Source organism: Mesorhizobium sp. ArgA1 (assembly GCF_053714375.1).
This window is the reverse complement of record NZ_JBSKBQ010000025.1, coordinates 1-26,487: the sequence shown is the minus strand read 5'-3', so window position 1 is coordinate 26,487 and position 26,487 is coordinate 1. Positions and strand designations below refer to the sequence as shown.

Below are 26,487 nucleotides of genomic sequence, written 5' to 3'. Positions count from 1 at the left end.
ATCTCGGGGGCTGTCGGTTGCGACTGGGTTGGACATCCGGTGTGCCATTGAACGGCTCCCGACGAGGTGGCGACGGGCATGCACATGCGGGAATACGACTATTGCTCACTGCGCGCTCTGATGCTCCAAGCGGGCTTTCGCCTGATCGAGTTCCCGCTGGTGGTCGCCGGATATTGGCTCGCTACGCCGCCCTACCGGCTCCTGCGCGGTATCGAACTGGCTCTGCAACAGCTTCCGGCTCGGTTGCGGCGCAATCAATTGGCCGGCGTCCTGATGGGCATCACGGCAGTCGCCACCAAATAACAGCGCCGGACTTCAGGACGCGGGCGCGGCCGGGACTTAGCGGCGACTCCATCAGGTACCACGAGGTCGCTGGCACCGCGACGCTCAGGACCGCCGCGGTTCGAGAGGAGGCTTGGAGTCGCCTTAGGAAGTTTTCGCCCTGTATCGGACATCTAAATTAGATTACGCCGGTTCACAGGTCCGGGCCGACATCCGACTGGGCTTTGACGGCAATTCCAGCCGGCTGCCCCTGCCGACGCGACTGATGGCCGGATTGGCCATACTCACGGCGAGCGGCGTCGCGTCCCTCCAGCACCCGCTCCTTCAGTTTGAGCAGCGGAGACTCCATCAGGTACCATGAGACGGTCGGAACGCACAGACTCAGCACGATGGCGATCAGCCCTTGAGCCCAAAGGGGAATGGTTCCGAACCGCTCGACGACCGCGCTCGATTGAAAAATCTTCAGGAAAAACACGTGCGTCAGGTAGATGCCATAAGAGATCTTGCCGACGAAGCGAACGAACCTGAAGCCGCTGAACCACGCGAGCAAGCCTGGCAGCTCCGCATCGGCGTCCACCACCAGCCATGCGAAAAAGATCCCGACCGTCAGATTGAAAGTGAGGTGCCGCAGGATGCCGTTGCCCGCGACGTACCACGCGAGGGACTGGAACGCGAGGCATGTCAAGCCGGCCCACCACCAGCCCAGTCCAGGTCGGAGACGGCGTCCTTCCCTCGACGCGGCATAGGATAACGCGCCGATGAGCACACCCAACCCTAGGATCTCGAATTTGCCGAAGATCGAGAGCTCGAATGCAAACCGGTCGATCGGGGTGGCCAGAACCAACGTGCGCAACAGGAAGCCGGTTCCGATCAGGAATATCGCCACTCGCACGGCATCGCGCCCGGACAGCAGAACCAGCATGGGCAGCAACAGGTAGAACTGCTCCTCCACGGCTAGGGACCAGAACACCAGCAGGGGACCGCCGGAAGCCGCGAGGTAATTGCTCGTGTAGGTGAGATGCCAGAGAATGAAGTCGTGAACCTCGGGCACGCCCAGCTCGAACAGGACCAGCAGGGTCAGATAGTAGGCCGGCATCAGCCGAACCGCGCGGCCGATGTAGAACCTGCGGATGACTTCGCCCGCAGGGGCTTGCTCCAGTCTGAACAGCAAGTTGCGCGTGATCAGGAAGCCACTCAGGACGAAGAACAGTTGGACCCCCAGCGCTCCCGCCCCGATGGGGAAGTGCGTTCTGACCCACGGCCCGCCGAAGTGCTCGACGCCGACGAGTCCGATCGCGATGGCCCGCAGGCCATCCAATTGCGGTCGGTAACCTTGTGCCATGACCGGTGTCTCCTCAAGTCTCAGATGGCGACGCAACCGCACATGCACCCTTGACGCTGACGGCCAGCGTCCAGCCCAGGACCAGGCCTTGAAGTCCGCAAAGATTCGCCCCCGCGATCAGTCGCGCACGCAGCATCCCACCACGCCAACGCGGGAGATGTCGTGAAGCCATCCTGCTCTCCAGTTCGTTTCAACTCGAATTCAATTCGTCATGGCTCGGCGGAGTGGAGCACCGGTCTTCGAAGCTGGGTGACGCCAGTTAAGTATAGCCGACGGGACGGGTCGCTACGACCAGGGTTGAAACGCCGAATTTCCGCAAAGGCGTTTTTTCGATCCGTGGCATGAGCCGCCGGTAGGTCGATATCACGCTAGCCGGCAGCCATTGATAAAGCTCGAATACCGGCAGCACATAGTCGACCTTCTGTATCTCGAAACCCGCCGCAGCCACAATATTGCGCAATTCATGGGGCCAGTAGTTCCGTGCCGCCATAACGCGAGCCGACCACGAACTCGGCAGCCAAGGAAGCAGTGGGATAGGGAAACCGAAATTGCGGCCTAGAAACCGCATCCCATGGCCCTCGAATGGAAACCAGCGATTTGGACTCATCACGACCAGATGACCGCCGGGCCGCAGGACCCGCCAAATTTCGCGCAGCGTGGCCGCCTCGTTGGCGACGTGCTCAAGAACCTCATTCAACAATATCGCATCAACGGACGCATCCGGTAATGGGAAGTCGTCGGTGCAGCAGTGGTATTCGATCGCATCTGGCCGCCGATTAAGCTTCTCATCATTCACCAGCTTGCGAGCGATGGCCTCGTCGATTCTCGATCGTTCAGGATCGACACCAATGGCTTTCTGGGCACCCCAGGCGACCAGGGCCTCGGTGTAGCCGCCCTCGGCACAGCCGCAGTCGAGCCAGACTCCCTGCAGCAGTCCCAGGTCTCTCAACTTGCCGAGCCTGTAAGCAAGATTGCTTCCGACCGCGGTCGAGCCGCCGGGATGGGGGTAGCGTGGCGCAGTACGCGCGCGCGATAAAGAATTCTGGCTTCTCGCGATGGCCCGCAGGCCATCCAATTGCGGTCGGTAACCTTGTGCCATGATCGGTGTCTCCTCAAGTCTCAGGTGGCGACACAACCGGCGGCCCTTCGTGCACAGGGCCGGCGGCAGTATTCAGGTTCGTCGCGAAGGCCAAGATCAGGGCCGCACACGCACCCTCGATGCTTACGGCGAACGTCCAGCCCAGGACCAGGCCTTGAAGTCCACCGAGCTTCGCTCCCGCGATCACGAAGCACAGCTCCAGCAATCCACCAAGCGCGAACCAGCTAGATGCCTTGCGCATCCTGTCGCCCAACCGCGCCAGCGTGCAGGCATGAAATTTAAGCGTTGATCCCAGCAGACTGAAGCCGAGGAAGCGCAGGCTCGAACCGGCGATCTCAGGATAGGCCGGATTGAAGACCGCAAGGATCGTCTGCGAATAGGTGAAGATGAAGACGGCGCAGACCAGCGAGAAGAGCAATGACGTCATCACCGATAAAAGGATGTCGTGTCTGGATTGTTTCGGGCTCGCTCTCACTACGGGGAACAGGACCGTGGCCATGGCTGCGGGAATCAACGAGGCCATGGAGACCAACATCCATAAGCATACGAAGGCAGCATTGATGGCCGGCGACAGGAGAACCAGCACGAGGTAGGGCATGATGATGCCCGGGGCCTGCAAGGCCACGTCGAGCGCGTAGTGGTCGAAGACCTTCTTGCGGAGCGTTTGGAGCAGCTGGAAGTCGGGACGACCAACGAGGTGACGCGCACCGCCCCGCGTCAACAGGTCCACGCCGACGAGGGACGCCAGCAGGCTGGCCGCCCAGCTCAGAAGAAGTGCGGCATGAGAGGTGTAGCCGCCAAACGCGGCGGCGGCGATCAGCATCAGCTTCAACGTGCCGAATAGCACTAGCCGGATCATCCTCCCCGCGCTGCGCAGGTTGCCCAGGAATGCCTGGTCGGCCATGATGGCGAGAACGGTCAGACCGCAGCCGAGGACGAACGCAATACCCTCGAACCAGCCGCCGATCAGCGCGGTCGAGGTGTAGAAGTACGCATGCCCGAGGACGAACAACAAGGCCAGGCCGACCGCCAGGACCACCCCGACGCACGCTGCCGCGGCCACCAGGCCGCGCTCCTTGCCAGGATTGCGGACGATCTCGCCCACCAGCATGGTTCCGAGCCCCGCCTCCCCCAGCGTGCCGATAAGCCCCATCACGGACAGTAGCGCAGCGATGTTGCCGATCACCTCGGGCGGAAACAGCCGCGCCGCGAGCCACCAATAGACAAACCCGAGACCGGCCGCTGCAGTCGATCCGATTGCTAGAGCTCCGGAATTCATCACGAGCGCGGCGTTCTTTCGAAGCTCTCGGCGCACGCGAATAATGGCCGTCCCGGCGCGGTCTACCGACATGATTGCTGTCCCGAACCTTGCTGCGCCGGCACCGCGGACCTGCCGGGGGCTGGGCGCAGGACGTCCCGGTAGACCTGCTCGATCCGTGCCACGACCGCCCCGGCCTTGAGGCGCTCGACCCTGGCCAGGCTTGTCGCCTCCAGGCGGGCGAGCAAGGCGCGGTCGTCAAGAAGTGTCTGCATTGCGTTGGCGAGGGCGGGCGCGTTGCCGCTCGGCACGAGAAGGCCTGTTTCGCCATGATCGACGAGATCGGGCATGCCGCCGATGTCGGTTGCAACGACTGTCTTGCCGGACGCCATCGCTTCCATGATCACTGTCGCGCAGGCTTCTGGCCCCACCGATGGCAGCACGCCGAACAGTGAGCGCCGCCATGCATGCATGATAGCGGAATGCGGCCACATGCTGAAGACTCTAACGTTCGGCGGAAATTCGGTTGGCGTATCGGCGACCCGGCGCCCGACCAGGACCAGCGGCGGCGCCCGCTCCAGGCGGGCATAGGCTTGCAGGAGAACGTCAATGCCCTTGAGGCGCATCATGTCGCCGACGAACAGGATGAAGCCATCCCGGGGCAGCTCCCGCAGGCAGGCATCTTCCGGACCAAGCACCCCGACATCGTCGGGCACGAAGTTGGGGATGACGTCGTAAGGCGCGCGGCCTTGGGTGAGTCCGGTGTGACGAGCCACCGCGTGGCTCACCGCGATGAAGCGGTCCACCACGCGGCTAGCGGCGAAGCTCGACGCCCAGTTACCCAAGGTGGTCGCGGCTGCCTTCACCGCCCCGTAATGCCCCGTGGCGCAAGGCAGGCACTTGGCCGGCGCTGGGCCACTGCAGAGATGCGCGCCCAAGTGCATGAAGTTCTTCTTGGCGCAGACAAGGCTGTAGTCGTGGAGCGTAACCACGAGGCGCGCCCCGCTCAGACCTTTTAGTGGCAGGAAGGACGCGTAAATCCAGTTATGGGCGTGAACGATATCCGGCTCCTCCCGGGCGACCAGCCGCTTCAGGGCAAGCACAAGTTCGGGATCCGGGAAGGGTGGTGCATGGCGACGCTCGGGATCGGTGTGGAGGCCCGACAGACGCTGGAGCGTGCCGCGCAGACGATGCACGCGGACCGCGCCGTCCAGCTCGGTTTCGGGCGATCCGGGATGCATCAAGGTCCCGACGCTGACATGATGGCCCCGCTGCGCCAGCGCTGCGCCGAGATTGCGGACGTGCCGCTCCTCGCCCCCGATTACCGGAGGATAGAACTGCGATAGCAGCAGGATGCGCATGATCGAGCCTCGTTTCAGATACGCGGCACCAGCGTCGAAACGCTGCGATAGAGCCGGCTGTCTTCCGGTCGATAGAGCCGGGCCTCGGCCCTCTGGCGAGTTGCCAAGGCGGGCACCGGGATTTCTCGCGCCCAGGTGTCGCCCGGCGCGACGGCGACCGATCGGAAAACGGCCAACGGTTGCCCGTCAAGGGTGATTTCTAGGTCGAAACGCTGAGCTTGGGTCTCGGCGCTCCTGATGCCGACCGTGATCCGACCGGGCGCGCCACTGGCCGATGGCAACAACCAGAACTCCGTGTATTTGAATTCCCGGTGGGCCGCTTCGTCCCGGACGGCCAGCGCATAGGCTCCGGTCGCCACAAGCACCGCTAGCATGAGCGCGGCCCCTTGCCAAAGCCGGAGCGGCGCCAGAGCCGGCCAGGCTGGCAGATCGGGAGTGTCGCGTCGGACGGCGGCCACCAGCGCCGCGGCGGTCGTCACCGCCCAGAACCACATCGCCCAGCCGAGCGGCGTAAAGAAGCCTGTGGCGTTCAGGGCAAAGCCCCCGGCGATCCCGACGGCGAAGCTTGCTCCGACCGCGTATGTGAGGTGTTGCGGTACTGAGGTGGTCCGAACGCCAATGGCCCGCAGCATCGAGTGGCCCGAGACGAGGAACACCATGGGCGCGCCCAGGAGGGTACGGAGGAACACGTTGTCGCTGACCGCAACGGCCGCCACAGCGGCCGCCGCCCACAGGCACGCGGCCAGAAGGTCCCGCTTGCTAGGAATTCCCATGCAATCCCCTCACGTCATAGATGACGATCCAGCCGTTGTCGTATATGCGGGTGACGCCCTTGACGTCATTGAACTTGAGCAGCGCCGCGCCCGAGAGCGGTCCCTTGTGCGGGTCCCACGGCTGAAAGTAAAAGCCGAGCACCGGCGGAGCCGTGGTCAGGCGCAGGTCAATCAGCAGGAAATCGATGTCGCTTCTCGCCAAGGCCCAAAACTCGTCAGGCCCCAATGTCTCGGCCTCGAATATGCGCGCGGGATCAATGCCTTGGACGATGTCGACCCTGACGTCCTGCCGGCCGTAGCCAGCAAGCAGAAGGCGGTTGGTGCGGTCGGTGGTGAAGCGGTTGCCGGCACCGAGCCATTCCTCGGTCCAGCGCGCCGTTTCGATCCCCATCGGTTCGATCGACTCCTGATCTGCGGCCACCCTGTAGCGCCCATGGATCGGATTGAGCGAAGAGCTCATGATGCCGCCCAGGACGATGACCGTCAGAGCAACGGCCGGAGCGACGCGGCGCAACCCGCGTGGCGTGCGCCCTTCCCAGAAGTGGACGACGCTCACCGCGACGACCAGCCCGACGCCGATGAAAACGAAAGTTCCCATGCGGTTGCCGATTTGCCATCCGGCGCTGGTCAGTCGGAAGGCCACCGAGACCGGAAACCCGAAGGCCAACAAGGTGAGGAGTATGATGCGGCTGTCGTGCCAGCGGCGCTTGAGAATGTCCTGGATCGGACGCCAACCGGACCGCGCACCACTCGGCGCAGCCATGGCCAGCGACCGAAAGAATCCTGTTGCCAATCCGAGTGCCACCAGGAGGAGCGCGAGCAAGGTGGTCAGCCGCATGTAGAGGGCAATGTCCGGCACTCCGAGGTGCTCCAACGGTGGGGCGGGCCCCAGGATCTTCCTGAGCAATGCGTCGAAGCCGGACTCAATCACCGGGCCGAGATAGGCTGCGAGAGGGATGCCACGGGCCTGCACCCACAGCGACGGCAGGGCTATGGCGAGGATCGCCGCGAGGCCCACCGCAGTGCTGGTCTTGATACGCAAGGGGTCGTGCCGGCGCCAAGCCTCGAGCGCCGCCAGCGATCCGAAATAGAGGGCGGCGACGGCGGCCGAGAGGTGATGGGTGACCGCGAGGCTTGCCAACAGCAACGCAATCAGCCCGAGCGACTTCAACCTCGGTCGCCCAACGAGATCCTTGGACGCTGCTTCGACAGCGAAGGTCAGCACGCACAGCACAATGCCGAGGCTCTCGTAGGAGAACATCGAGTCGAACAGGAAGAAGGTTGAGCAGCCCATATAGGCCAGACAGGCGATGGCCGAGATGCGCGGCGATCCGGTGATGCTTTCGAAGAACAGAAACAGGGCACCGATGAACGTGCCCCTAAGGACGGCCAACAATAGAGTCCCCGCCACAAACAATGGCAGTCCCGTCAGATTGACGATCGCCGTCGTCAGGATCTCCAGGGCGGGATACGTAGGCCCGATCGGGAGAAGCGGGTTGGACAGGAATAGCCGGCGGGCCGAGATGAGATCCTCGGCTGCGATCCAGTGCAACAACTCGTCGTGACCGATGAAGCTCGTCGGGGAATAGACCATCTTGCAGTAGAACAGGGATTCGGCAAGCAGAAACAGAAAGAAGACGCGCTCACCCCGGGCTACCATCGGCCAAGCTATGCGAAGGCTGGTCGGGACGACCAGGAGGACGACACCGGCCCAGAAGAATAGCGGCGCCACGTCATACCCCCGGCGCCCGGCGGCGTGCCCAGCCACGACCAGGAGTAGAGCCGCGGCGATCGTCAGGCACAGAACCGCGATCCATCCGGAGTTGGCCCGTTGCAGCGAGGCATCGGCGCTGCCGCCGCGAAGGTCAGGACCGATAACAGCCGAGACGAACCGTATCCCGGCCCGGAGCGGGTTGATCCTGGTTCCCGCAGTGAATTGAGCCGACATCATCAGCCTCATGCCCCCGTCGCAGGAGGCCACGACATCACCCCGCCGGGGGGCAATCGGACCGCGGATCGGTTGCTCAGGACATCAAGATAAACGTCGTTCAGCGCTTGCGCGCAGGCATCCCAGTCGGGCAGCGCCAAATCCGGCACCTCCCGATGGGCCGCCAGTTCCTGGGCCATGGCGGCGGCCAGCTCTCCCGGACCGGCGTTGCACGAAATCGCCCGGCACAGGCCATTGGCGGCCAGCTCCCGCAGACCGGACGTGTCGCTGACGAGGACCGGACGGCGCAGCGACAGGGCTTCCATCACGGCGACCGGATGGGCTTCGTATTCGCTGAACAGCACGAACAGCGCGGCACTCGCCAGCAGGTCTGCCATCTTCTGCCGCTCGGATCCGGGGATACCCGCAATTGTGACCCGCTTCTCGAGGCCGAGCGTGGAGACGAGGCGCCGCAATTCTCCCTCGTACGGGCCTGTACCTACGATGTGCAGCCGCACGTCCGGTACCCGGTGGATCAGTTCGGGCAAGGCCGCGATCGCCCGGTGATGGCCCTTGTAGCGCTCCAGCCTGCCGCCCGAGACGATCAGGTGCGGATCGACCTTGACGCCGGGGCTAGGAGCCGGCATCGCGGCGCCGTTGGGGATGACCACAAACCGCTCCCGCGGCACGCCCATCCTCGAGCTGAAGAAGTCGGCTTCGAATTCGGAGACGCCGATCAGCCGCGCGGCCCGGGCTACCAGCGGCCGGAGCAGCGTATGCTGGGTGCTGCGTACGGCGTTGCGCAGCCGGGAGGAATGCCCGCCGCTGTGGAAGGTCAGGACGAACGGCAGGTGCCCGCGGACGACCGCAAGCAGCCCGATCGGCGCCACGAAACTGCTGTAACCCTGGAAGTGGACCAGATCCCAAGCTCCGCGCCGGATCGCGGTGTAAATGCCGGGGGCCACATAGAGATCCAGCTCCCTTGGCCAGGCCGGCACCCGCCGCACACGCATGCCACGCACCTCTTCCTCAACCGGCAGATCCCCCGAGGGATCGGTGGTGAGCACGTCGACCGCGTGCCCACGCGCCACCAGGCGGGGACCGACCTCCTGGATGTGAGTTTCAATGCCGCCCATGAAGGGGTAGCAGCGAGCGGCAACCATCAGGATTCGCATCAAGCTTACCCGCCGTCATCACAGGCCGTCGCGCCTCGCCTGTGCTGTTGGTACACCCGCTCACGCAAGATAGTCTTGAGGACGCGCCAGCCGTCCGGGATGGCGCGCAGATGGCTCGCTCCACTGATGCGTGGAGCCTCGAAACTCGCCACCTCGACGATGTTGAGGTGGTTCTTCAATGCCCGTACGTTGATAAGGGTCTCTATCTCGAAGCCATCGCAGTCGCAATTCAGCGTGCCGACGTGCTTGGTCCAGAAGGCTATGTATCCGTAGCATAGATCGGAGAACCAACCGCCATAGAGCAGCCGCACGAACAGGGTCAGCCCCCTGTTGCCGAACATCCGGAACAGCGACATGTCGTCGGTACCGGCGCCCTGAATAAAGCGTGAACCCTTGACGAGATCCGCGCCGGCCATCAGCGCACTGACAAAGACAATCGCCTGCTCCGGGACCATGGAGCCGTCAGCGTCCAGCATGACGATGATGTCGCCCGTGGCGGCCCGGAATCCCGCTTGCAGTGCAGCGCCCTTGCCCAGCCGGGGTTCCATGACAACCTTCACGTCCGCGCGCAGGCGGCGCGCGACCGCGACCGTGTCGTCAGTCGAACGACCATCCACGATAATAATCTCATGCGCCCAGTCGGGGATGCGCGGAAGAAGCCAAGGGAGGTTCTCGGCTTCATTGAGCGTCGGGACGATAAAGCTCACTCGGGGCAGAGTCAGTGCTCGCTGCAGTGCAAAATCAAGCGGCTCGGGCGGCGATACGGCACCGACGTGGGCGAGATGGAGACGCTCATTCATGGCAGCGCTGTGAGGTTGAGTGATGGGACCCAAGGGGCGGGCTGAACGTGCGCCAGGACTGACACTGCTGGGCCGAAGCTGTTCGCGGCAGTGCGAATGCAATGCAGGCCGGGACTGGAAAGGATTTGAGCAGCATACCGGGGGTCATGTTGTACTTCCATGACCGATGAGTTCCCCGAAAGTCCGGTGCTCCCCATCGCGCGCACGCAAATGCGCTGCCGGGCACAAATCATAGGGACCAGTTCCAATAACCGCCACATCCACGGATGTACTCCAACCATTTGCGGACCCCGGGCAAAATGAAATGAAGATTAGATGCAAGAAGATTGGTACGCTTGTGGCCGGCCCTGAAAGTACGCTTGTGACCGGCCCCTAAAGTTTTCGTTGTTGTTCGAGTATTACCGGTGAAGAATTGAAATGGAAGGGCGATGGATGGTTAGGAAAAGACGATAGATGATTAACTCTTTGGGGGTATCCCTTAAGGTTGTTTTCAGCTCATACCACCACCGCAGCTGTGTTGGCAGGCTCGAGCGCGCCCGGCTCTTTGCAGGCGAGGTACCTTGCGCTCGACCGCCTTGGCTGCGGATAGCTAACCCGGTGAGACCGGCCAGGAGAGGGGCTGCCCAAACGGTTCCGAGACCCCACTCAGTCCCGAGACCGGCGGGTCGGGCTCCAGCAACCGATACGAGGTCGTGACCTCTCGCAAACCCCGGATATGCCCGAACAGGTCGATCACCTCTAGGCCGGACCGGCGGTTGTAGGTGTGACATCCCAACGCTCCGGACCAAATGCGACCGATCGGGGTCTGGGCAAACTCCAACTCGCCCAGCGCATCGATCTGGCAGAACGTCACCGCGCCGCCATAGCCGCGCGCGCAGTCTTGGACCGGGCGTAGCGCGCGTCCGCCCTGTCGGATGACGGCGCCGGCGGGCCGACTGAGCCTGGCATCGAGCAGGACCGGGTTGGCGGCATGGGGCGTCCAAGACCCGGTCAGACTCTCGGCATGGTAGAGGCTCAAGGCATCCCAGGACGTGGACCTCCACAGCCTTGGGCTGACGAAAAACCAAAAGCCGCCCTCATGCCAGAGCGGCGTGGTATCGTAGCCCTCAATGCCTTCCATGAGGAAGGCCTCCCGTGTCCATCGGTAAGGGAACTCCACTGCCCTGTAGAGGCAGACATTCCTGGCCGCTCCCGATTCAGGGATCATCCAGATCTGACCATTCTGCTCGAACACGAACGGGTACGAGAGGTGATGCGGTTCCTCCACAACGATCCGGGATGCACCGGCTGTCCCGTCCCGGTTCACTGCCACGACCGCAATGCACCCCCGGTTCTTCGAGTAGAGGTACTGCTCGACAAAGATGAAATCCTGCCCTTGGTGTCGGAATGGGAACGGGTCGGCAAGGTAGCTGTCGGCATTCCCGGTGAGCATCCTGAAGGCTGCTTCGCCTTTGTCGAGCAGGCTCGCCGATTCGTCGAAGCGCCAGCCAATCCCCCACATCCTGCCGCCCCTCGCCAACGCGTCCAGACGCCGGATCGCCTTCGATGCAACCGTCCCGGTCGCCCTTGCAAGCGCCGAAAGCGCGCCAAACGAAGGTACTGCCGTCCGTGGACCGGGGCTACCGGACGCAGCTGAACCGGTTTCCTCGCACAGGGCTTTGAGGATGAGCGGCACGGCGCAGGAAAGGGCGCTGTCGAGACTCGCTGCGAACACTTCACGGTCTGCACTAGCCGGACGCGCCGTCCAAGGCCGCAACGGGCGCGCCGTGTCATGTAGGTCGATGAGAAGGTCCTGATGATTCACCCAGGCCGCCATGACTCCGATCTCGCCGGGTACGCCGTTGAAGACCGGGGTGAGCACGCGCCGCCCCGCCGGGAGCGACTCCTCCCCGCTCAAATCGATCACCACATCCACTTGGTCGGCCGGAGGCGGCCGCAGGGACCGCAGCGCCGCCTCGACGGGGTCGATGGCGCCTTTCCCGCGAACGCCATAGACCAGTCGTTCGAGTTCGAGCAGCAGACGAGAGATCAACGGTAGTGGGCGGCGGCCGGCCGCGAAATCGCAGGAGACTTCGTTGCCGGGGACCTCAGCAAGCGCTTCTGCCAGCCAGAGGTGCCACCGCAGTAGCCGCGACGGATCGAGACTCAAGCAAATGCGCATTGTTGTTCTCACGACGGATTTCGAAATGGCGACAGCTTTGACGAGAACCACCTCGAGCGGTGCGCCTTGCTAGCTGTCCGCCGCGGGCTCGCGAGCCAGGGAGGCGGATAAAGAGCGACAGCGCGCGGCCACATCGCAAGGGCAATGCACCAGTGCCGGCAGCGGATCGTCCCGGCGCCAGAAGCCATCCACCACGACAGAGCGAGGCGGGATCGGCTTCGCGCCACCAGGAAGGGCCGCTCGCCGATTCGCCTCCGGAGATCGCGGAGGAAGACCACTAAGCTATGGCCATGCTGGGCGTCTGCGAGGACCGGGCGGGCGTATCGCGACCACAGCGCCGGGTGCTTGCGGTCGACCACACCGAGCCCGTTCAGTTCCCCACTTATTACTACCGCGCGGACTCGCCAATGCGAAGGGCCGAACTCTTGGTTGGAAGCGATGTCTGACAACACGGGTCCGTTCTCGAGCGACCGTAATCGGCCAAGCACCACTATGCCCGATTGACGGCCGGGCTGTGCGAGGCCAGAGGGGGTAATCCTTAGGGGCCATTGCACTCAGCGCGCGGCGAGAGCCACATGCAGGGATGATAGTCGGCTGGCAACGGGCGAAATACGGGGTGCGCAATGCCGGATTGCGTGTGCTGGTGTTCGCGTTGCTATTTGTTCCGGCAGCCGTGAGTTGCGCGGACAACTTGTCGCCAGCGTCCTTCATCAAGACCTCCGGCACGGAGTTTACGGTCGACGGCAAGCCATTCTTTGTGACCGGCGTGAACAACCACTATGTGACTTTCGGTTCGCAGGATGAGGTCACCCGCGTACTCGATGACGCGGTGGCGATGGGCGCCAATGTGGTCCGCGTCTTTCTCCAGCCGGTGATCGGGTCCCTCGACGGAAGCGTCGCTACGATCTGGGATTGGCGAGTTGAAGGCGATGCCAGCAATCTCGCGGTCAAGGGCACATACCTGCTCTACTGGGATCCGAGCCAAAACAGGATGGCAATCAATGACGGCGCCAACGGCATGCAGAAGGTTGATTTCCTCATCGCCGAAGCCGGCAAGCGACACCTCAGGCTCATTATCGCCTTCCTGGATTTCTGGGCCTACACGGGTGGCGCCCAGCAGATGCGGGCCTGGTATGGGAGCCGCGACGAGTCCACATTTTTCTTTGATGACCCGCGCACGAAGCGGGACTACAGGGCCTGGGTCCGCTACGTCGTGGAGCACGTCAACCTGCTCACCGGGCTCGCCTACCGGGATGACCCGACCATCATGGCCTGGGAGCTGATGAACGAAGGCAATGCGCAGCCGGAGGCCTTGCTGTTGGCCTGGACTGGCGAAATGTCGGCTTACGTCAAGTCCCTCGATCCCAATCACCTTGTCAGCTCAGGGAATGCCAACATTCTGGTGAAGCTGGCAGATTTGACGATCCCGACTCTCGATTTCGGGACCTGGCACGGCTACCCGCTCTATTACAAGCTGACGGTCCAGCAATTCAACGACATGATCAACGAGTTCTGCCAGTTGGCGGCCCGCGCCAAAAAGCCGGTCCTTCTGGAGGAATTCGGCTATGCCCGCTCCAATCGGGACTCCGCCGAGGCTTACGCCATGTGGGTTGATACGCTTGCCCATAATCCCAGCTGCGCTGGTTGGATGGTGTGGCTGCTGGTATCGCGGCAGGACAGCGGACGCTATCCCGTCGACGAACACGACCAGTTCGATATCCGCAATGATGGAAGCGTGATCTGGAACATCCTCAAAGCCGCGACGGCCCGGGCGGCGCAGACCCGCGCGACCCGCTTGGCCCCAGAAACCGCCCGGGAAGTCCAATGACCGAAGCCTCCGTTGTGATCTGCGCGCACACTCTCGACCGCTGGGACGAGTTGAAGCGTGCGGTCGGGTCCGTCCGCACCCAAACGCATGCCCCACGTGAAATCGTCGTGGTCGTGGACAACAACGAGGCCCTGCTAGAGCGCGCAGCGCGCGAGATTGCGGGCGTCACCGTCCTCGCCAATGCCAGGCAACCTGGCTTGTCGGGCGGGCGCATGACAGGAGCGGAATACATCACGGCCCCGGTGATCGCCTTCCTCGATGACGACGCCGTCGCCGACCCGCACTGGCTGGAGGAGCTATTGGAGGCCTATCGGGATCCGGCGGTGTTGGGGGCCGGCGGTCCGGTTGAGCCGCTGTGGCAGGTGCCGCCGCCCTCCTGGTTGCCCGGCGAGTTCCACTGGGTCCTGGGCTGCACCTACGCCGGCATGCACGTGCGGGACGGGCGCATCCGCAACCCGATCGGGGCCAACATGTCGGTGCGCGCCGACGTGCTGCAGCGCGCCGGCGGCTTCGCGCCGGATCTTGGGCGCCGCAAGCTCGGATTCTCCGTCAGCGGCCGAGCAAGGATCGGCGGCAAGGCTGAGAGCTGCGAGGAGACGGAATTCTGCATCCGGGCCGCCGGCCTGTACCCTGGGGGTTATTGGGCGTATCGGCCAGCGGCGCATGTGCTCCACTCTGTGCCGGCCCAGCGCACCACGTGGAAATACTTCGTCCATCGCTGCCTCGTCGAGGGCACCGCCAAGGCGGTGTTGACGGGTCTCGCAGGGCCCAAAGACGGCCTTGGAGCCGAATGGCACTACGTCCGGGAGGTGCTGCCGCGCGCCGTGGCGAGCGACCTGAGGGCGGCTATGCACGGCAACGTCGGCGCCGCCCGGCGGGCCGGGGCGATCATGGCGGGCTTTGCCCTTACCGCGTTCGCCTACGCCACGACGCGCCTCGGCGGGGTCGCCGGCGCTTTGTCACAACATTTGCTGTCGCGGGTCCACGCGGCCCATCGGAGATAGCTCATAGGAACCAAAACTCCGCGTTCCACAGCGAGGCTGACTGCTAGAATGTTGTCGGCGATGGGGACAAGCGATGCCGCATTATCGGGTCTACGTTCTGAACGAAGACGGCCAATTCATGGGCGGGGTCAACCTTGCCTGCACGGACGACGATGCGGCGAAAGAGCACGCCAGGCGGCTAGCAGACGGCCACGAGGTGGAGCTTTGGCGACTGGTTGCGCGGTTCAAATTTGACAATCCGCGGGGCCGGCCCGCGGCGACCAAGCGCCGCCCTCGCGCCCTGGGGCCACGTTTCAGCCATTTCAACAAGCCGCTTAAGCGATCGTATTTCCCCTGGATGGGGCTGCGATTGAACGGCCTGTCCGGTGCTGGGGGGCCTGCGCTCGATAACGGAGCCAGCCTTGCACCTTCGATCATTGAAAGCGGATGATGCGGACATCGCCGCCGGGACTGGAGCGTGTCAACGCCGCAAGGCGACCTCGGCCAGGTGCATTGACGCGCAAAACGGCACGGTCAAACGTCCGCGCCGGCAGCGCCAATAGACTCGTCCCCACACAGCATCCGAAGACATCCGGCCGTGCTTCTGGAGGACCTCATACGCGAACGACCCGCTCGAACCAACGGGCGTCCAAGCCGCACAACATTTCAGCCGACGCCCGCGGTTTTGGTAGGACGTCCGGAAGGCTGTCTCGGGGACGCCTGTTCGATCACGTTCCATATTAGAATGTGTTTATAAGTTATATTAGGAATGTGTTAATAAGCGTTAACCAAGCCTCATTCTCGCCGCAAACCGTGGTAAGGTCCGGCTGGGTTTCGTACATCGTCCTCGAATGATCAATTCAGTAGGTGCAAGACGGTGTGGGCGAATAAGTAAATGAGCGGAAATGCCTGTGTTTTACTTAGGGGCGCGGGTGAAATGAATAACAAAAAAGACGCAATAAACTAAGGAACTACCGTGCCTATACTAGACAGCAAGCTCGGCGGATCGTCCGCCGGGAGAGATGCGCTCAACTTAAATTCAGCCGCGGCTCGAACCGTCGAACATCTTGCGCGCATTGTCAGCAACACCCTTTGTGGGTTCAAGGGCGAAGGCCCGACGAGCATTCCCGTCGACAACACTCGCCACCGATGGCGTCGACAATACTCGCCACCGATGGCGAGTTCAACGTTTGGTTCGCTCGACAACAATGTCTGGGGCGAGGACTTCCAAATCTCCACGACTTTGAAATCCGTTCGCCGTGCCTAGCTGCGAGCACATGACATGTCGCGCGCCTTGGCGATGCGCGGCAGTGGAATTTCCTGTTTTCAACGCCAAAGAAGGATCACGGAATGGCTCTTTCCGCACCTGCAGGCTTTGCTTCTAGCGACCTCGTCTTCGAGGAAAACTTCTCCGGTACGGCGCTCGATAGCGATTGGCATACGTACATCACCAGCAATGCCGCCAACGGCTGGGCCTGGAACAGCGATGGATCAGGTGGAAGCGGCCCGGGCGGGGCGTATGCTGCAGACTACGATTTGCCGAGCCAAGTGTCCGTGAGCAACGGGCTGCTGGATCTCAACGCGATCAAACAGCCCGTCAGTGGTATGAACCAGGGAACCGCACAGACATTCCCGATCACGTCTGGCGCGGTCAGCAGCTATGGCAACTTCGAATTCAATGGCGGCTATCTTCAGATCAGCATGAAGGCGCCGAGCGGCAACGGCGCATGGCCGGGCCTCTGGCTGATGCCTGGCAAAGGCGCAGGCACCAGCGGCGACAATTTCGAGATCGATATGCAGGAGGGTGGATACACCGGTTCGGGACCGGCAAACCAGGCGCTCTCCTACCACCTCCACACGCCGTCAGGGGAGTTCGGCGGCGTGGTCGATACCGGCATCGACCTCACGGCCGGATTCCACACCTACGGCATCAACTGGGACCCCGGAAAATCGATCACCTGGTATCTCGACGGGAAACAGATGGCGCAAGTGACCAGCGCGCAGGTGCCGATCCCGAATGAACCGATGCAGTTGATTATGAGCAATCAGGTCGCGAATTCCAACGTGGCCGGATGGCACACGGCTCTCGATAGCTCGACCCCATCGTCGATGCACATGCAGATCGATGGCGTTCAGCTCTATCAGAAGGCGGGCAGCGGCGGCACCGTCACGGGTGCCAACGTCACTCCCTCGACAACACCATCGACCCAACCCCCGACGACGCCAACGATCCAGCCGGCGGTGACGCAGGTCGCCGCTTCACCGGCAGCGGGAATCGAGCATGCCGGCGATGCCATCACATTGACGGTCGCCTTCAACAAGGCCGTGTCCGTCACGGGCACGCCCGCACTGTCGCTCAATGATGGCGGAACGGCCAGCTATGTCAGCGGCTCGGGCACCAGCGCGCTCACCTTCCGCACCACGGTCGCTTCGACCGACAAGGATACCTCGGCACTCGCCGTCACCGGGGTCAATCTTCCGAGCGGCGCGAGCATCAAGGATGCATCCGGTGTTGCGGCGAACCTCTCGGGCGCGATGAAGACGTTCTCCGGCCTCCAGATCGATCCGGTCTTGCCGGCGGTAACGCAGGCCACGGCCTCGCCAGGAACCGGCACCGAGCACGTCGGCGACACGGTCACGCTGACACTCGGCTTCAACGAGGCCGTGGCGGTGTCGGGCACGCCGACACTATCGCTCAACAATGGCGCGACCGCCACCTATGTGGGCGGCTCCGGAACGAGCGCGCTCAACTTCCGCACAACGGTCGCATCGACGGACACCAATACCTCGGCGCTCGGCATCACCGGGGTCAATCTGACGAACGGTGCGAGCATCAAGGACGCAAGCGGTGTCGCTGCGAATCTTGCGGGCGCAGTGAAGACCTTCTCCGGTCTCCAGGTCGCGACCTCATCGACAGCCCCAACTATCCCAACTATCCCAACTATCCCAACTATCCCAACCATCCCAACCATCCCAACTACCCCGACCACCCCGTCATCGATCGCGCCGGTACTCACCATCGCGGATCCCACGCTCAACGTGAACGGGGGAGGCGGTACGGTCGACCTGGGGGTCAAGGTAACAACGACCGACCCCAACGATGTCGTGACCGTGAACATAACGGGCTTGCCGAGGTACGAGACGATCACCGACAAACTCGATGGTAGGACGTTCAGGGGCGACAACATCACCTTGACGGCCGCGCAGGTCGACAGCGGATTGACGCTGCAATCGAACTACAGGGGCTCGGCCCATCCGGTGGCGACACTCAAGTTGACGGCAACGGCGAAGGATCCGGCCACCGGCGCGGTCGCGACAGCCTCGCCGCAGACCATGGCCATAACGGATCCTCGGCCTGCGGCCACCACGGCGGATCATCGGCATGCGACCCGCACGGCAACAGCGTCACTGGCAAGCCACAGTTTTGCGCTGCTGAACCAGTACCTGGCCGGTCACTCCGGCCGGGCCGATCACGGTCAGATCGTGGCGTCCTTGTCGAATGGAGCCAACTGGATTCAGGACGGGTACCTGATCAGACCGCACCATTGATCGCCTCCGCACCAAGGGCTTCAGCGCCTGGTGCGGCACCGTCAAGTTCGCGAATGCTGAGAAGGAACATCGAACGCGGAAGTGTATCCGCGAAGGGTTAAGCCAGAATGGCGATGCAGAACGAGAATGCCCACGCCGCAGACCTGGGACTTCGAGCCCTGGCTCTGTTCCTGCGCTTTCATGGCGTAGACGCTAAGCCCGATCAGATCCGCGATCGCTGCGGTGGCGGCGATGCGATCGGCATCCGTGCGATGATTCGCTGCGCCCGCGGGCTCGGGCTGAAGGTCGGCTCGCGCAAGACAAACTGGAAGCGACTTGGGAGTGTCCGGCTCCCCGGCATCGCGTCGCTGCGGAATGGCGGGTTTCTGCTCCTTGGAAAGGTCAACGACAAGGCAGCGGTTGTGCTTGATCCAACCTGGTCCCGTCCGAAGCAGATCACGCGCGCTGAATTCGAAGCAATCTGGGATGGCCGTTTGATCTTGGTTGGACCAGGGACTGTTGCAAATCGTGTGGTTCATGCATTCGTCAAAATCAGTTCCCGCGGGCGTGACCTGGCGCAAGGTGTAGGCAATGCCTTGATGCGCGCTCGCGATACCTTGATGCGTGCGCGTGTCGCCGATCGACGCGATCTGGCGCCTCAGTCGGCGAGCAACGATTCTGAGAATGACGACTCAGGGCTGCTTGCCCTGGCGATATTGCTACATTGCCATGGTATCGCGGCCGATCCGGGTCAAATTCGCCACCGGATGGGCGCGGCGCGCGCAGGTGTCACTGAAATCCTGCGCTGTGCAAAGGATTTCGGGCTCAAGGCTAAGGTACAGAGGACGAACTGGGAAAGGCTCGCGGTTACTCCGCTGCCGGGGATCGCCGTCCTACGGGACGGTAGATTCCTGATCCTTGGCAAAATCCTCGACGACAAACTCATCGTTCAGCGCCCGTCGTCACCGCAACCCTATTCTTTGACGCAGGAGGAACTCGAGGCCATCTGGGACGGCGACATCATCCTGATGACACGGCGCGCGGCCCTGACGGACCTCTCTCGTCGATTCGATATCAGCTGGTTTCTCGGCGCGGTCCACAAGTATCGCCATCTTCTCGGCGAGGTGCTGGTCGCATCGTTCTTCCTTCAGATATTTGCCGTCATCTCACCGCTGTTCTTCCAGGTGGTCATCGACAAGGTGCTTGTGCATCGAAGCATGAGCACGCTCGACGTTCTGGTCACTGGTCTCGTCGCGCTGACCGTTTTCGAAGCTGTTCTCGGCACGCTGCGCGTCTATCTGTTCGCGCATACGACGAACCGCATCGACGTCGAGCTCGGCGCCCGGCTGTTTCGTCACTTGATGGCGTTGCCGATCGCATATTTCCAGACACGCCGCGTCGGGGATTCAGTCGCACGCGTCCGCGAACTCGAGAATATCCGCCAGTTCCTGACGAGTTCGGCGCTCACGCTTGTCATCGATCTCGTCTTCACCGTCGTCTTCCTTGGGGTGATGTTCTATTACACGACGTTCTTGACGCTGATCGTTCTGGCGTCGTTCCCATTCTACATCGGCATTTCTGCGGGAGCTGCACCGCTGTTTCGCCGGCGCCTTGATGAGAAGTTCGATCGCGGCTCGGAGAATCAAGCTTTCCTTGTCGAGACCGTCACGGGGGTCGAGACGCTGAAGGCCATGGCAGTCGAGCCGCAGATGCAGCGCCGCTGGGAGGAGCAGCTCGCCGCCTATGTGACCGCGAGCTTCCGCGTGCTCAGCCTGAACAATACGGCGAGCCAGGCGGTGCAGATGATCAACAAGCTGGTCGTGGCCGCAACCCTCTACTTCGGTGCCAGGCTCGTGATCGGCGGCGACCTGACCGTCGGCGGGCTCGTCGCATTCAATATGCTGGCGTCACGAGTGAGCATGCCGGTGCTGCGGCTCGCGCAGATCTGGCAGGATTTCCATCAGGCCCGCCTGTCGATCGATCGTCTCGGCGACATCCTCAACACCATTCCCGAGCCAAGCTTCAATCCTGGCCGGGCCGCACTGCCGACGATCCGCGGGCAGGTGACATTCGAGCATGCGACTTTCCGCTACCGCATCGATGGCCCCGAGGTACTGCACGACGTGTCGTTCAGCGTCGAGCCCGGTCAGGTCATCGGTATCGTGGGCTCCTCGGGCTCAGGCAAGAGCACCGTCGCCAAGCTGATACAGCGGCTCTATGTGCCGGAGAGTGGGCGGGTTCTGGTCGATGGCGTCGACCTAGCAATGGTCGATCTAACCTGGCTTCGACGCCAGATTGGCGTTGTCTTGCAGGATAACGTGCTGTTCAATCGCTCCATTCGCGAGAACATCGCCCTCGCCGATCCGGCTATGCCCATGGAGCGCGTCATTGCGGCGGCATCGCTCGCCGGCGCTCACGATTTCATCCTGGAGTTGCCTGAGGGCTATGACACCATCGTGGGCGAACGCGGCAGCAGTCTTTCCGGTGGGCAGCGCCAACGCGTCGCAATCGCTCGCGCACTCATCACCGATCCGCGCATCCTCATCCTCGATGAGGCGACCAGCGCTCTGGACTACGAAAGCGAGCGCGCCATTCAGCAGAACATGAAACGAATTTCTGCCGGCCGAACCGTCTTCGTCATCGCTCATCGGCTCTCGACCGTGCGCCACGCGAACCGGATCATCACGATCGAGCATGGCCGTATCGTCGAGGACGGTACCCATGATGACCTAATCCGCTCGAACGGGCGTTACGCAAACCTCCACTATCTACAAGCCGGCATCCATGAAGTCCGCTAATCGAAATGTCGTCGAGTTTCCCAGAGCCCAGCTTCGGCGCCGCGAGCACGAAATTGCGTTTCTGCCGGCGGCGCTCGAAATCACTGAATCGCCGCCGTCACCGATCGGGCGCGCGATCGGGGCGAGTATCATCGCGGTCTTCTGCTTCGCGCTGGTGTGGGCGTCGCTGGGCACCGTCGATATCGTGGCGACCGCGACGGGCAAGATCGTGCCAGACGGGCGCACCAAGGTGCTCCAGCCATTCGAAGCGGGCGTTGTGCGCGCTATCAACGTACGCGATGGACAGAGCGTGAAGGCTGGCGACGTTCTGATCGAGCTCGATCCGACCATGACGGAAGCCGACCAGGAGCGCCAGAAAAGCGAACTCCTTTCGGCCGAACTCGACGTCGCGCGGCTGCGCGCGGCGCTCGCGGAGGATCCGCTTGCTGCTTTCCAGCCGCCGCAGAGGGCGAGCGGCGCGGAGATCGAGATGCATCGTCAGTTTCTGATCAGTCAGCTCGCCGAACAGGACGCCAAGCTCGCCGAGATCGATCGCCAGCGAAATCAGAAGGAAGCGGAACGATCGACCACATTGGCAAGCGGCGCGAAGCTCGAGGCGACGATACCGGTGCTGCAGGAGCGAGTCGACATTCGCAAGAAGCTCCTCGACGAGGCACTTTCTTCGAAGGTCGTCTATCTCTCCGAGTATCAGGAGCTGGTCGGCCTTCAGCAGGATTTCAAACTTGAGCAGGGCCGCCTGCGCGAAGCCGATGCGGCCATCGCACTGCTAAAGGAAACGAGGGAAAAGACCGCCGCGGAGTATCGGCGCGCGACCTATGACGCACTCGCCAAAGCCGAGCAGAGGGCTGCGAGCGCTGAGCAGGAGGTGATCAAGGCAGAGCGGCTCACGAAGCTCCAAGAATTGACCGCGCCGGTCGATGGCGTCGTGCAACAACTCGCCGTTCATACGGTGGGGGGCGTGGTGACGCCTGCTCAGGCACTGGCCGTGGTGGTTCCGAGTGGGAGTCATCTCGAGATCGAGGCCATGCTCTCCAACCGAGATATCGGTTTCGTCCATCCGGGACAGAAGACTGAAATCAAGGTCGATACATTCAATTTCACCCGCTACGGGCTTCTTCATGGAGAAGTGCTCAGCGTGTCATCGGACGCCATAACTCGCGACAGGCAACAGAGCGCGTCGAACGACCCTGCGTCGGGCGTATCGCAGAGCGAAAGTGAGCCGAGAGGTCAGGAACTGGAATATGCCGCACGCGTTTCACTTGACCGTACGGACATGCAAGTGGATGACAAACTCGTCAAGCTCGGTCCCGGCATGGCGGTGACAGTCGAGATCAAGACTGGTACGCGCAGTATCATCGGCTATTTTCTCTCGCCGCTGGCGAAATATGAGCAGGAAGCGCTACGAGAGCGGTAAAAGCCGGCTTCCAGCCGACGAATTTTGTCCTCCCGTTGTCAACTCGAGAGCGCGGGGTGTGTTCCTATTGGATGAGTGGGCGCGAACAGGGCGTTAGGGCTACCCCCAATTCGTCAAGGGCCCCGCGTCTGGCAGCGTGCTACGACTGTTCCGCGCAATTGCAGAGCGGAAAACCGCAACCGTGAACATAATCGGCCAAGCCACGCCAAACACATTCACCTTCGAAACCAGTGCTCTCATCAAAGCCACTGGCTTCCGGGAATACGATGCGCGCTGGTGGTTCGGGCATCCAGGCTCGGACAAAGAACCCGAACTCAACCTGATGGGCGTGCAGGCGATCGGCATGGGGCTCGGCACCTTGATCCGCCGAATGGGTGTCGGCCCGGACATCGTCACCGGCCATGACTTCCGCAGTTATTCCATGGCCATCAAGATGGCACTGGTCTCGGGCCTGATGGCGGCCGGCGCGCGCGTCAAGGACATCGGTTTGGCCCTATCTCCCACAGCCTACTTCGCCCAGTTCGCACTCGACGCTCCGTCGGTGGCCATGGTGACGGCCTCCCACAACGAGAACGGCTGGACCGGAGTGAAAATGGGGGCGCAAAGGCCTCTGACATTCGGCCCGGAGGAGATGACAGCTCTGAAAGCGCTCGTGCTGGACGGCGATTTCGATCTCATAGGCGGGGGAAATTATGAATTCGTGCCGGGATTTCGCGAGAGGTATATCGAAGACCTGACCGCCGGAAAGAACCTCCGTCGAAAGCTGAGGGTGGTGGCTGCCTGCGGCAACGGCACCGCGGGCGCCTTTGCGCCGCAGGTGCTGGAAGGCATTGGCTGCGAAGTGATCCCGCTGGACGTAGAGCTCGACCACACCTTTCCACGCTACAACCCCAATCGCGAAGACATGCAGATGCTGCAGGCTATCCGGGACAAGGTTCTGGAGGCGGGTGCCGATGTCGGGCTCGGCTTCGACGGCGACGGCGACCGCTGTGGCGTGGTCGACAACGAGGGTAACGAGATATTCGCCGACAAGGTCGGCGTCATGCTGGCGCGAGATATTTCCGGGCTGCGCCCGAAATCCGCCTTCGTCGTCGACGTCAAGTCGACGGGACTTTTCATGACGGACCCCGTTCTCGCGCAAAATGGTGCAAGGACGGATTACTGGAAGACCGGTCACTCCTACATCAAGAGGCGCGTCGCCGAACTCAATGCCATAGCTGGTTTCGAGAAGTCAGGTCATTTCTTCTTCAACCCGCCGATCGGACGCGGCTACGACGACGGGCTCCTCACCGCGATCGCCATCTGCGAGATGCTCGACCGCAACCCGGGCAAGGCACTCGCCGACCTTTACAGCGAGCTGCCGCTGACCTTCGGCACCCCAACGATGTCGCCCCACTGCCCCGACGAGGTGAAATACGGGGTGGTCGCGAAAGTTGTCGGGGAATTCACAAAAATGAAGGGGGATGGGATCGAGTTCGCCGGCCAGCCGCTGGCCAATCTCGTCACGGTGAATGGGGTGCGTGTCGTTGCCCAGGACGGCACGTGGGGCCTGGTCAGGGCCTCCTCGGACAAACCTGAAATTGTCGTCGTGGTGGAAAGCCCCGTGTCGCCGGAGCGACGTCGCGAGATGTTCGAGGCTCTCGATGCGGTGCTGCGCCGCAATCCAGAAGTCGGGATCTACAATCAGACATTCTGAGAGGAACTGGACCATGCCGGACCGGATCGTCAGTTTTGTCATGAGCGGCGGCGTTGGCTCACGGCTGTGGCCGCTCTCGCGCGAGGACAATCCCAAGCAATTCCATGACCTTTCGGGCGACGGCTCCATGCTCGCGAAGACTGTCCGACGCCTCAAGGCGCGGCCGCAGGGTGAGGCGCCGATCTACCTGATAGCTTCCGAACGGCACGCCGACCGCGTTATCTCGGACATCGGTCCGCTCGGCCTGAACGGGGGCAAACCGATTTTCGAGCCCGTTGGCCGCAATACAGCCGCAGCGGTCGCCATAGCCACCCTGCACACGATCTGCGGCCATGGCGGCGACGCGCTGGTGCTTGTGGTCCCCTCCGACCATGAGATATCGACCGAAACGCAATTCTGGCAAACCGTTGACGCGGGCATGCCGGCCGCCGATTCAGGAAGCATTGTCGTGTTCGGCATCAAGCCGACGCACGCCGAAACCGGGTACGGCTACATCGAGGTTTCGCCTAATGGTGACGGAGCTGCCGCCGTTTCTCGTTTTGTCGAAAAGCCCAATGCAGAGACAGCCGACCAATATGTGTCTTCGGGACGATTCTACTGGAACGCCGGCATCTTCCTGTTTCGGGCCGACACGATGCGGCAAGCATTCCTCGATCTCCGACCCGACATATGGGAAAGCGCTGAACGTGCCTACAAGACCGCACGGGCCGACGTGTCGGGCATTTACCTGCCCCACGGGTTCTACTCCGCCGTCCCGTCGACATCGATCGACTACGCAGTCATGGAGCGTGCGCGCGGGATCGCGATGGTTACGGCTTCCTTCCGCTGGAACGACCTTGGATCGTGGCAATCGCTGCTCGAAGCTAGCCCGACGGACGGCGATGGCAATGTCATCATGGGCGACGTCGTCGCCATGGATTGCGGCAGCTCCTACCTCAGGAGCCAGGGCAGGCTGCTGACCGTCATCGGAATGAAGGATGTGGCGGTGGTGGCGACACCGGACGCGGTATTCGTCGCTCCCGTCAGCCACAGCCAGAACGTGAAGAAGGTCGTCGAGCAGTTGGAGAAGAGCGGACGCCTCGAAACGAAGTTCACGGCGTCGGAAGACCGGGTCATCATCAGCGGGGCATGGCGCAAGCGCGTCGAGCACTGGCTCTTCGAGGAAACCCTGCCGCTGTGGTCCACCGCAGGTGTCGACGATGCGCATGGCGGCTTCCACGAGGCTCTCGGTTTCGATGCAAGGCCATTGGGCAAACCCAAGCGCATGCGGACGATGGCTCGCCAGATTTATGCTTTCGCGGTGGCCAAGGAACGCGGCTGGGACGGACCTGCCGACAAGCTGATCGACCACGGCATCGACTTCATCGCGAAATACGGCCGGACCGACCGCGGCGGCTGGGTGCGCACGCTGAATGCAAACGGCAGTGTGGCTGACCCGACGGAGGATGCCTACGACCATTCCTGCGTGCTCCTGGCGCTTGCCCATGCTCACCGATGCGGCCATCAGGATGCCTTGCGGCTTGCGCAAGAGACATTCCGTTTCGTCGATTCCCATCTTGAGGACGACAGCCTGAACGGTTTCCTCGAGACCCCCGGCTGGAAGGGAGTGCGGTTCTCGAATCCGCACATGCACATGCTGGAATCCTTCCTTGCCTGGCATGGCGCCACCGGCGACCGTGCATATCTGCGTCGAGCAGCACGCGTCATCGATCTCTTCCGGTGCCATTTCTTTGACCAGGAGAGCTGGACGCTCGGGGAACGTTTCGACGTCGATTGGCTGCCGATGCCGGGTGACGAGGGGCAGTGGACCGAACCGGGGCACCATTTCGAATGGGCCTCGCTCCTCGTCGATTTCGCGCGAGCGAGCGGGCAGAAGGACTTGGCAGCCTACGCAAGGAAGCTCTATTCGTCGGCGGTCGCCAGCGGATTGAACCGAGCCACGGGTCTGGCCTATGCAGCGGTATCGCGGCAAGGATTGCCCCTCGACCGGCTCTCCCGCAGCTGGCCGCAATGCGAGGCCGTCAAGGCGGCAGTCGCCCTGGACGGCATTGGCGGACCGGAT

The 26,487-nt window shown here is 62.6% G+C and carries 18 protein-coding genes; 9 read left to right on the top strand and 9 right to left on the bottom strand.

What is annotated here, in order from left to right:
* The first annotated feature begins 84 nt into the window (after positions 1-84).
* Positions 85-303 (top strand): hypothetical protein, encoded by a 219-nt coding sequence (locus ACWGTI_RS29385; RefSeq protein WP_454590286.1) that lies wholly within the window; start codon positions 85-87, stop codon positions 301-303.
* 172 nt (positions 304-475) lie between these two features.
* Here ACWGTI_RS29385 and ACWGTI_RS29380 read toward each other — a convergent pair whose 3' ends face one another.
* The 9 genes from ACWGTI_RS29380 to ACWGTI_RS29340 form a co-directional block, all read right to left on the bottom strand.
* The gene (locus ACWGTI_RS29380) at positions 476-1,624 is read right to left on the bottom strand and encodes an acyltransferase family protein (protein ID WP_454590285.1); all 1,149 of its coding nucleotides are present in this window, start codon (positions 1,622-1,624) and stop codon (positions 476-478) included.
* A gap of 259 nt (positions 1,625-1,883) precedes the next feature.
* The gene (locus ACWGTI_RS29375) at positions 1,884-2,723 is read right to left on the bottom strand and encodes a class I SAM-dependent methyltransferase (RefSeq protein WP_454590284.1); all 840 of its coding nucleotides are present in this window, start codon (positions 2,721-2,723) and stop codon (positions 1,884-1,886) included.
* Positions 2,724-2,736: 13 nt separating this feature from the next.
* Complete coding sequence (locus ACWGTI_RS29370) at positions 2,737-4,074, bottom strand: lipopolysaccharide biosynthesis protein (RefSeq protein WP_454590283.1); 1,338 nt, start codon at positions 4,072-4,074, stop codon at positions 2,737-2,739.
* A complete protein-coding gene (locus ACWGTI_RS29365; protein ID WP_454590282.1) occupies positions 4,065-5,342 on the bottom strand; it encodes a glycosyltransferase family 4 protein in 1,278 nt (425 codons plus the stop codon). Before ACWGTI_RS29365 ends, ACWGTI_RS29370 begins: the two co-directional genes overlap by 10 nt.
* 14 nt (positions 5,343-5,356) lie before the next feature.
* Positions 5,357-6,115 carry a hypothetical protein gene (locus ACWGTI_RS29360; RefSeq protein WP_454590281.1) on the bottom strand — a complete coding sequence of 253 codons (759 nt, stop codon included), beginning with the start codon at positions 6,113-6,115 and terminating at the stop codon, positions 5,357-5,359.
* A complete protein-coding gene (locus ACWGTI_RS29355; protein WP_454590280.1) occupies positions 6,102-8,066 on the bottom strand; it encodes a hypothetical protein in 1,965 nt (654 codons plus the stop codon). Before ACWGTI_RS29355 ends, ACWGTI_RS29360 begins: the two co-directional genes overlap by 14 nt.
* Before the next feature lie 5 nt (positions 8,067-8,071).
* Complete coding sequence (locus ACWGTI_RS29350) at positions 8,072-9,217, bottom strand: glycosyltransferase family 4 protein (RefSeq protein ID WP_454590279.1); 1,146 nt, start codon at positions 9,215-9,217, stop codon at positions 8,072-8,074.
* Positions 9,218-9,222: 5 nt separating this feature from the next.
* Complete coding sequence (locus ACWGTI_RS29345; RefSeq protein ID WP_454590278.1) at positions 9,223-10,017, bottom strand: glycosyltransferase family 2 protein; 795 nt, start codon at positions 10,015-10,017, stop codon at positions 9,223-9,225.
* A gap of 589 nt (positions 10,018-10,606) precedes the next feature.
* Entirely contained in the window at positions 10,607-12,229 is a 1,623-nt protein-coding gene (locus ACWGTI_RS29340) for a glucosamine inositolphosphorylceramide transferase family protein (RefSeq protein ID WP_454590277.1), read from the bottom strand.
* A 532-nt stretch (positions 12,230-12,761) separates the two neighbouring features.
* On the opposite strand from ACWGTI_RS29340, the gene ACWGTI_RS29335 reads away from it, so the two are divergent.
* The 8 genes from ACWGTI_RS29335 to ACWGTI_RS29300 form a co-directional block, all read left to right on the top strand.
* Positions 12,762-14,006, top strand: coding sequence for a glycoside hydrolase 5 family protein (locus ACWGTI_RS29335; RefSeq protein WP_454590276.1), 1,245 nt, complete (start codon positions 12,762-12,764; stop codon positions 14,004-14,006).
* Positions 14,003-15,010, top strand: a complete 1,008-nt coding sequence (locus ACWGTI_RS29330) for a glycosyltransferase family 2 protein (RefSeq protein ID WP_454590275.1) — start codon at positions 14,003-14,005, stop codon at positions 15,008-15,010. Before ACWGTI_RS29335 ends, ACWGTI_RS29330 begins: the two co-directional genes overlap by 4 nt.
* A gap of 73 nt (positions 15,011-15,083) precedes the next feature.
* Entirely contained in the window at positions 15,084-15,440 is a 357-nt protein-coding gene (locus tag ACWGTI_RS29325) for a hypothetical protein (RefSeq protein ID WP_454590274.1), read from the top strand.
* Positions 15,441-16,339: 899 nt separating this feature from the next.
* Complete coding sequence (locus tag ACWGTI_RS29320) at positions 16,340-18,538, top strand: family 16 glycosylhydrolase (RefSeq protein WP_454590273.1); 2,199 nt, start codon at positions 16,340-16,342, stop codon at positions 18,536-18,538.
* Positions 18,539-18,645: 107 nt separating this feature from the next.
* Positions 18,646-21,315: a type I secretion system permease/ATPase gene (locus ACWGTI_RS29315; RefSeq protein WP_454590272.1), complete on the top strand. Its 2,670-nt coding sequence runs from the start codon at positions 18,646-18,648 to the stop codon at positions 21,313-21,315.
* Positions 21,302-22,729 carry an HlyD family type I secretion periplasmic adaptor subunit gene (locus ACWGTI_RS29310; RefSeq protein ID WP_454590271.1) on the top strand — a complete coding sequence of 476 codons (1,428 nt, stop codon included), beginning with the start codon at positions 21,302-21,304 and terminating at the stop codon, positions 22,727-22,729. The genes ACWGTI_RS29315 and ACWGTI_RS29310 overlap by 14 nt, the downstream gene beginning before the upstream one ends.
* A 181-nt stretch (positions 22,730-22,910) precedes the next feature.
* Entirely contained in the window at positions 22,911-24,425 is a 1,515-nt protein-coding gene (locus ACWGTI_RS29305; RefSeq protein ID WP_454590270.1) for a phosphomannomutase/phosphoglucomutase, read from the top strand.
* Positions 24,426-24,438: 13 nt separating this feature from the next.
* Positions 24,439-26,487 (top strand): AGE family epimerase/isomerase (locus ACWGTI_RS29300; protein ID WP_454590269.1); only part of this gene is annotated, 2,049 nt, incomplete at its 3' end.

Coding starts and splice junctions, on each gene's coding strand:
- ACWGTI_RS29380 (WP_454590285.1), bottom strand. CDS start 1,624: ATGGCACAAGGTTACCGACCGCAATTGGATGGCCTGCGGGCCATCGCG.
- ACWGTI_RS29350 (WP_454590279.1), bottom strand. CDS start 9,217: ATGCGAATCCTGATGGTTGCCGCTCGCTGCTACCCCTTCATGGGCGGC.
- ACWGTI_RS29315 (WP_454590272.1), top strand. CDS start 18,646: ATGGCGATGCAGAACGAGAATGCCCACGCCGCAGACCTGGGACTTCGA.
- ACWGTI_RS29320 (WP_454590273.1), top strand. CDS start 16,340: ATGGCTCTTTCCGCACCTGCAGGCTTTGCTTCTAGCGACCTCGTCTTC.
- ACWGTI_RS29310 (WP_454590271.1), top strand. CDS start 21,302: ATGAAGTCCGCTAATCGAAATGTCGTCGAGTTTCCCAGAGCCCAGCTT.
- ACWGTI_RS29325 (WP_454590274.1), top strand. CDS start 15,084: ATGCCGCATTATCGGGTCTACGTTCTGAACGAAGACGGCCAATTCATG.
- ACWGTI_RS29355 (WP_454590280.1), bottom strand. CDS start 8,066: ATGATGTCGGCTCAATTCACTGCGGGAACCAGGATCAACCCGCTCCGG.
- ACWGTI_RS29335 (WP_454590276.1), top strand. CDS start 12,762: ATGATAGTCGGCTGGCAACGGGCGAAATACGGGGTGCGCAATGCCGGA.
- ACWGTI_RS29365 (WP_454590282.1), bottom strand. CDS start 5,342: ATGCGCATCCTGCTGCTATCGCAGTTCTATCCTCCGGTAATCGGGGGC.
- ACWGTI_RS29330 (WP_454590275.1), top strand. CDS start 14,003: ATGACCGAAGCCTCCGTTGTGATCTGCGCGCACACTCTCGACCGCTGG.
- ACWGTI_RS29375 (WP_454590284.1), bottom strand. CDS start 2,723: ATGGCACAAGGTTACCGACCGCAATTGGATGGCCTGCGGGCCATCGCG.
- ACWGTI_RS29360 (WP_454590281.1), bottom strand. CDS start 6,115: ATGGGAATTCCTAGCAAGCGGGACCTTCTGGCCGCGTGCCTGTGGGCG.
- ACWGTI_RS29370 (WP_454590283.1), bottom strand. CDS start 4,074: ATGTCGGTAGACCGCGCCGGGACGGCCATTATTCGCGTGCGCCGAGAG.
- ACWGTI_RS29385 (WP_454590286.1), top strand. CDS start 85: ATGCGGGAATACGACTATTGCTCACTGCGCGCTCTGATGCTCCAAGCG.
- ACWGTI_RS29345 (WP_454590278.1), bottom strand. CDS start 10,017: ATGAATGAGCGTCTCCATCTCGCCCACGTCGGTGCCGTATCGCCGCCC.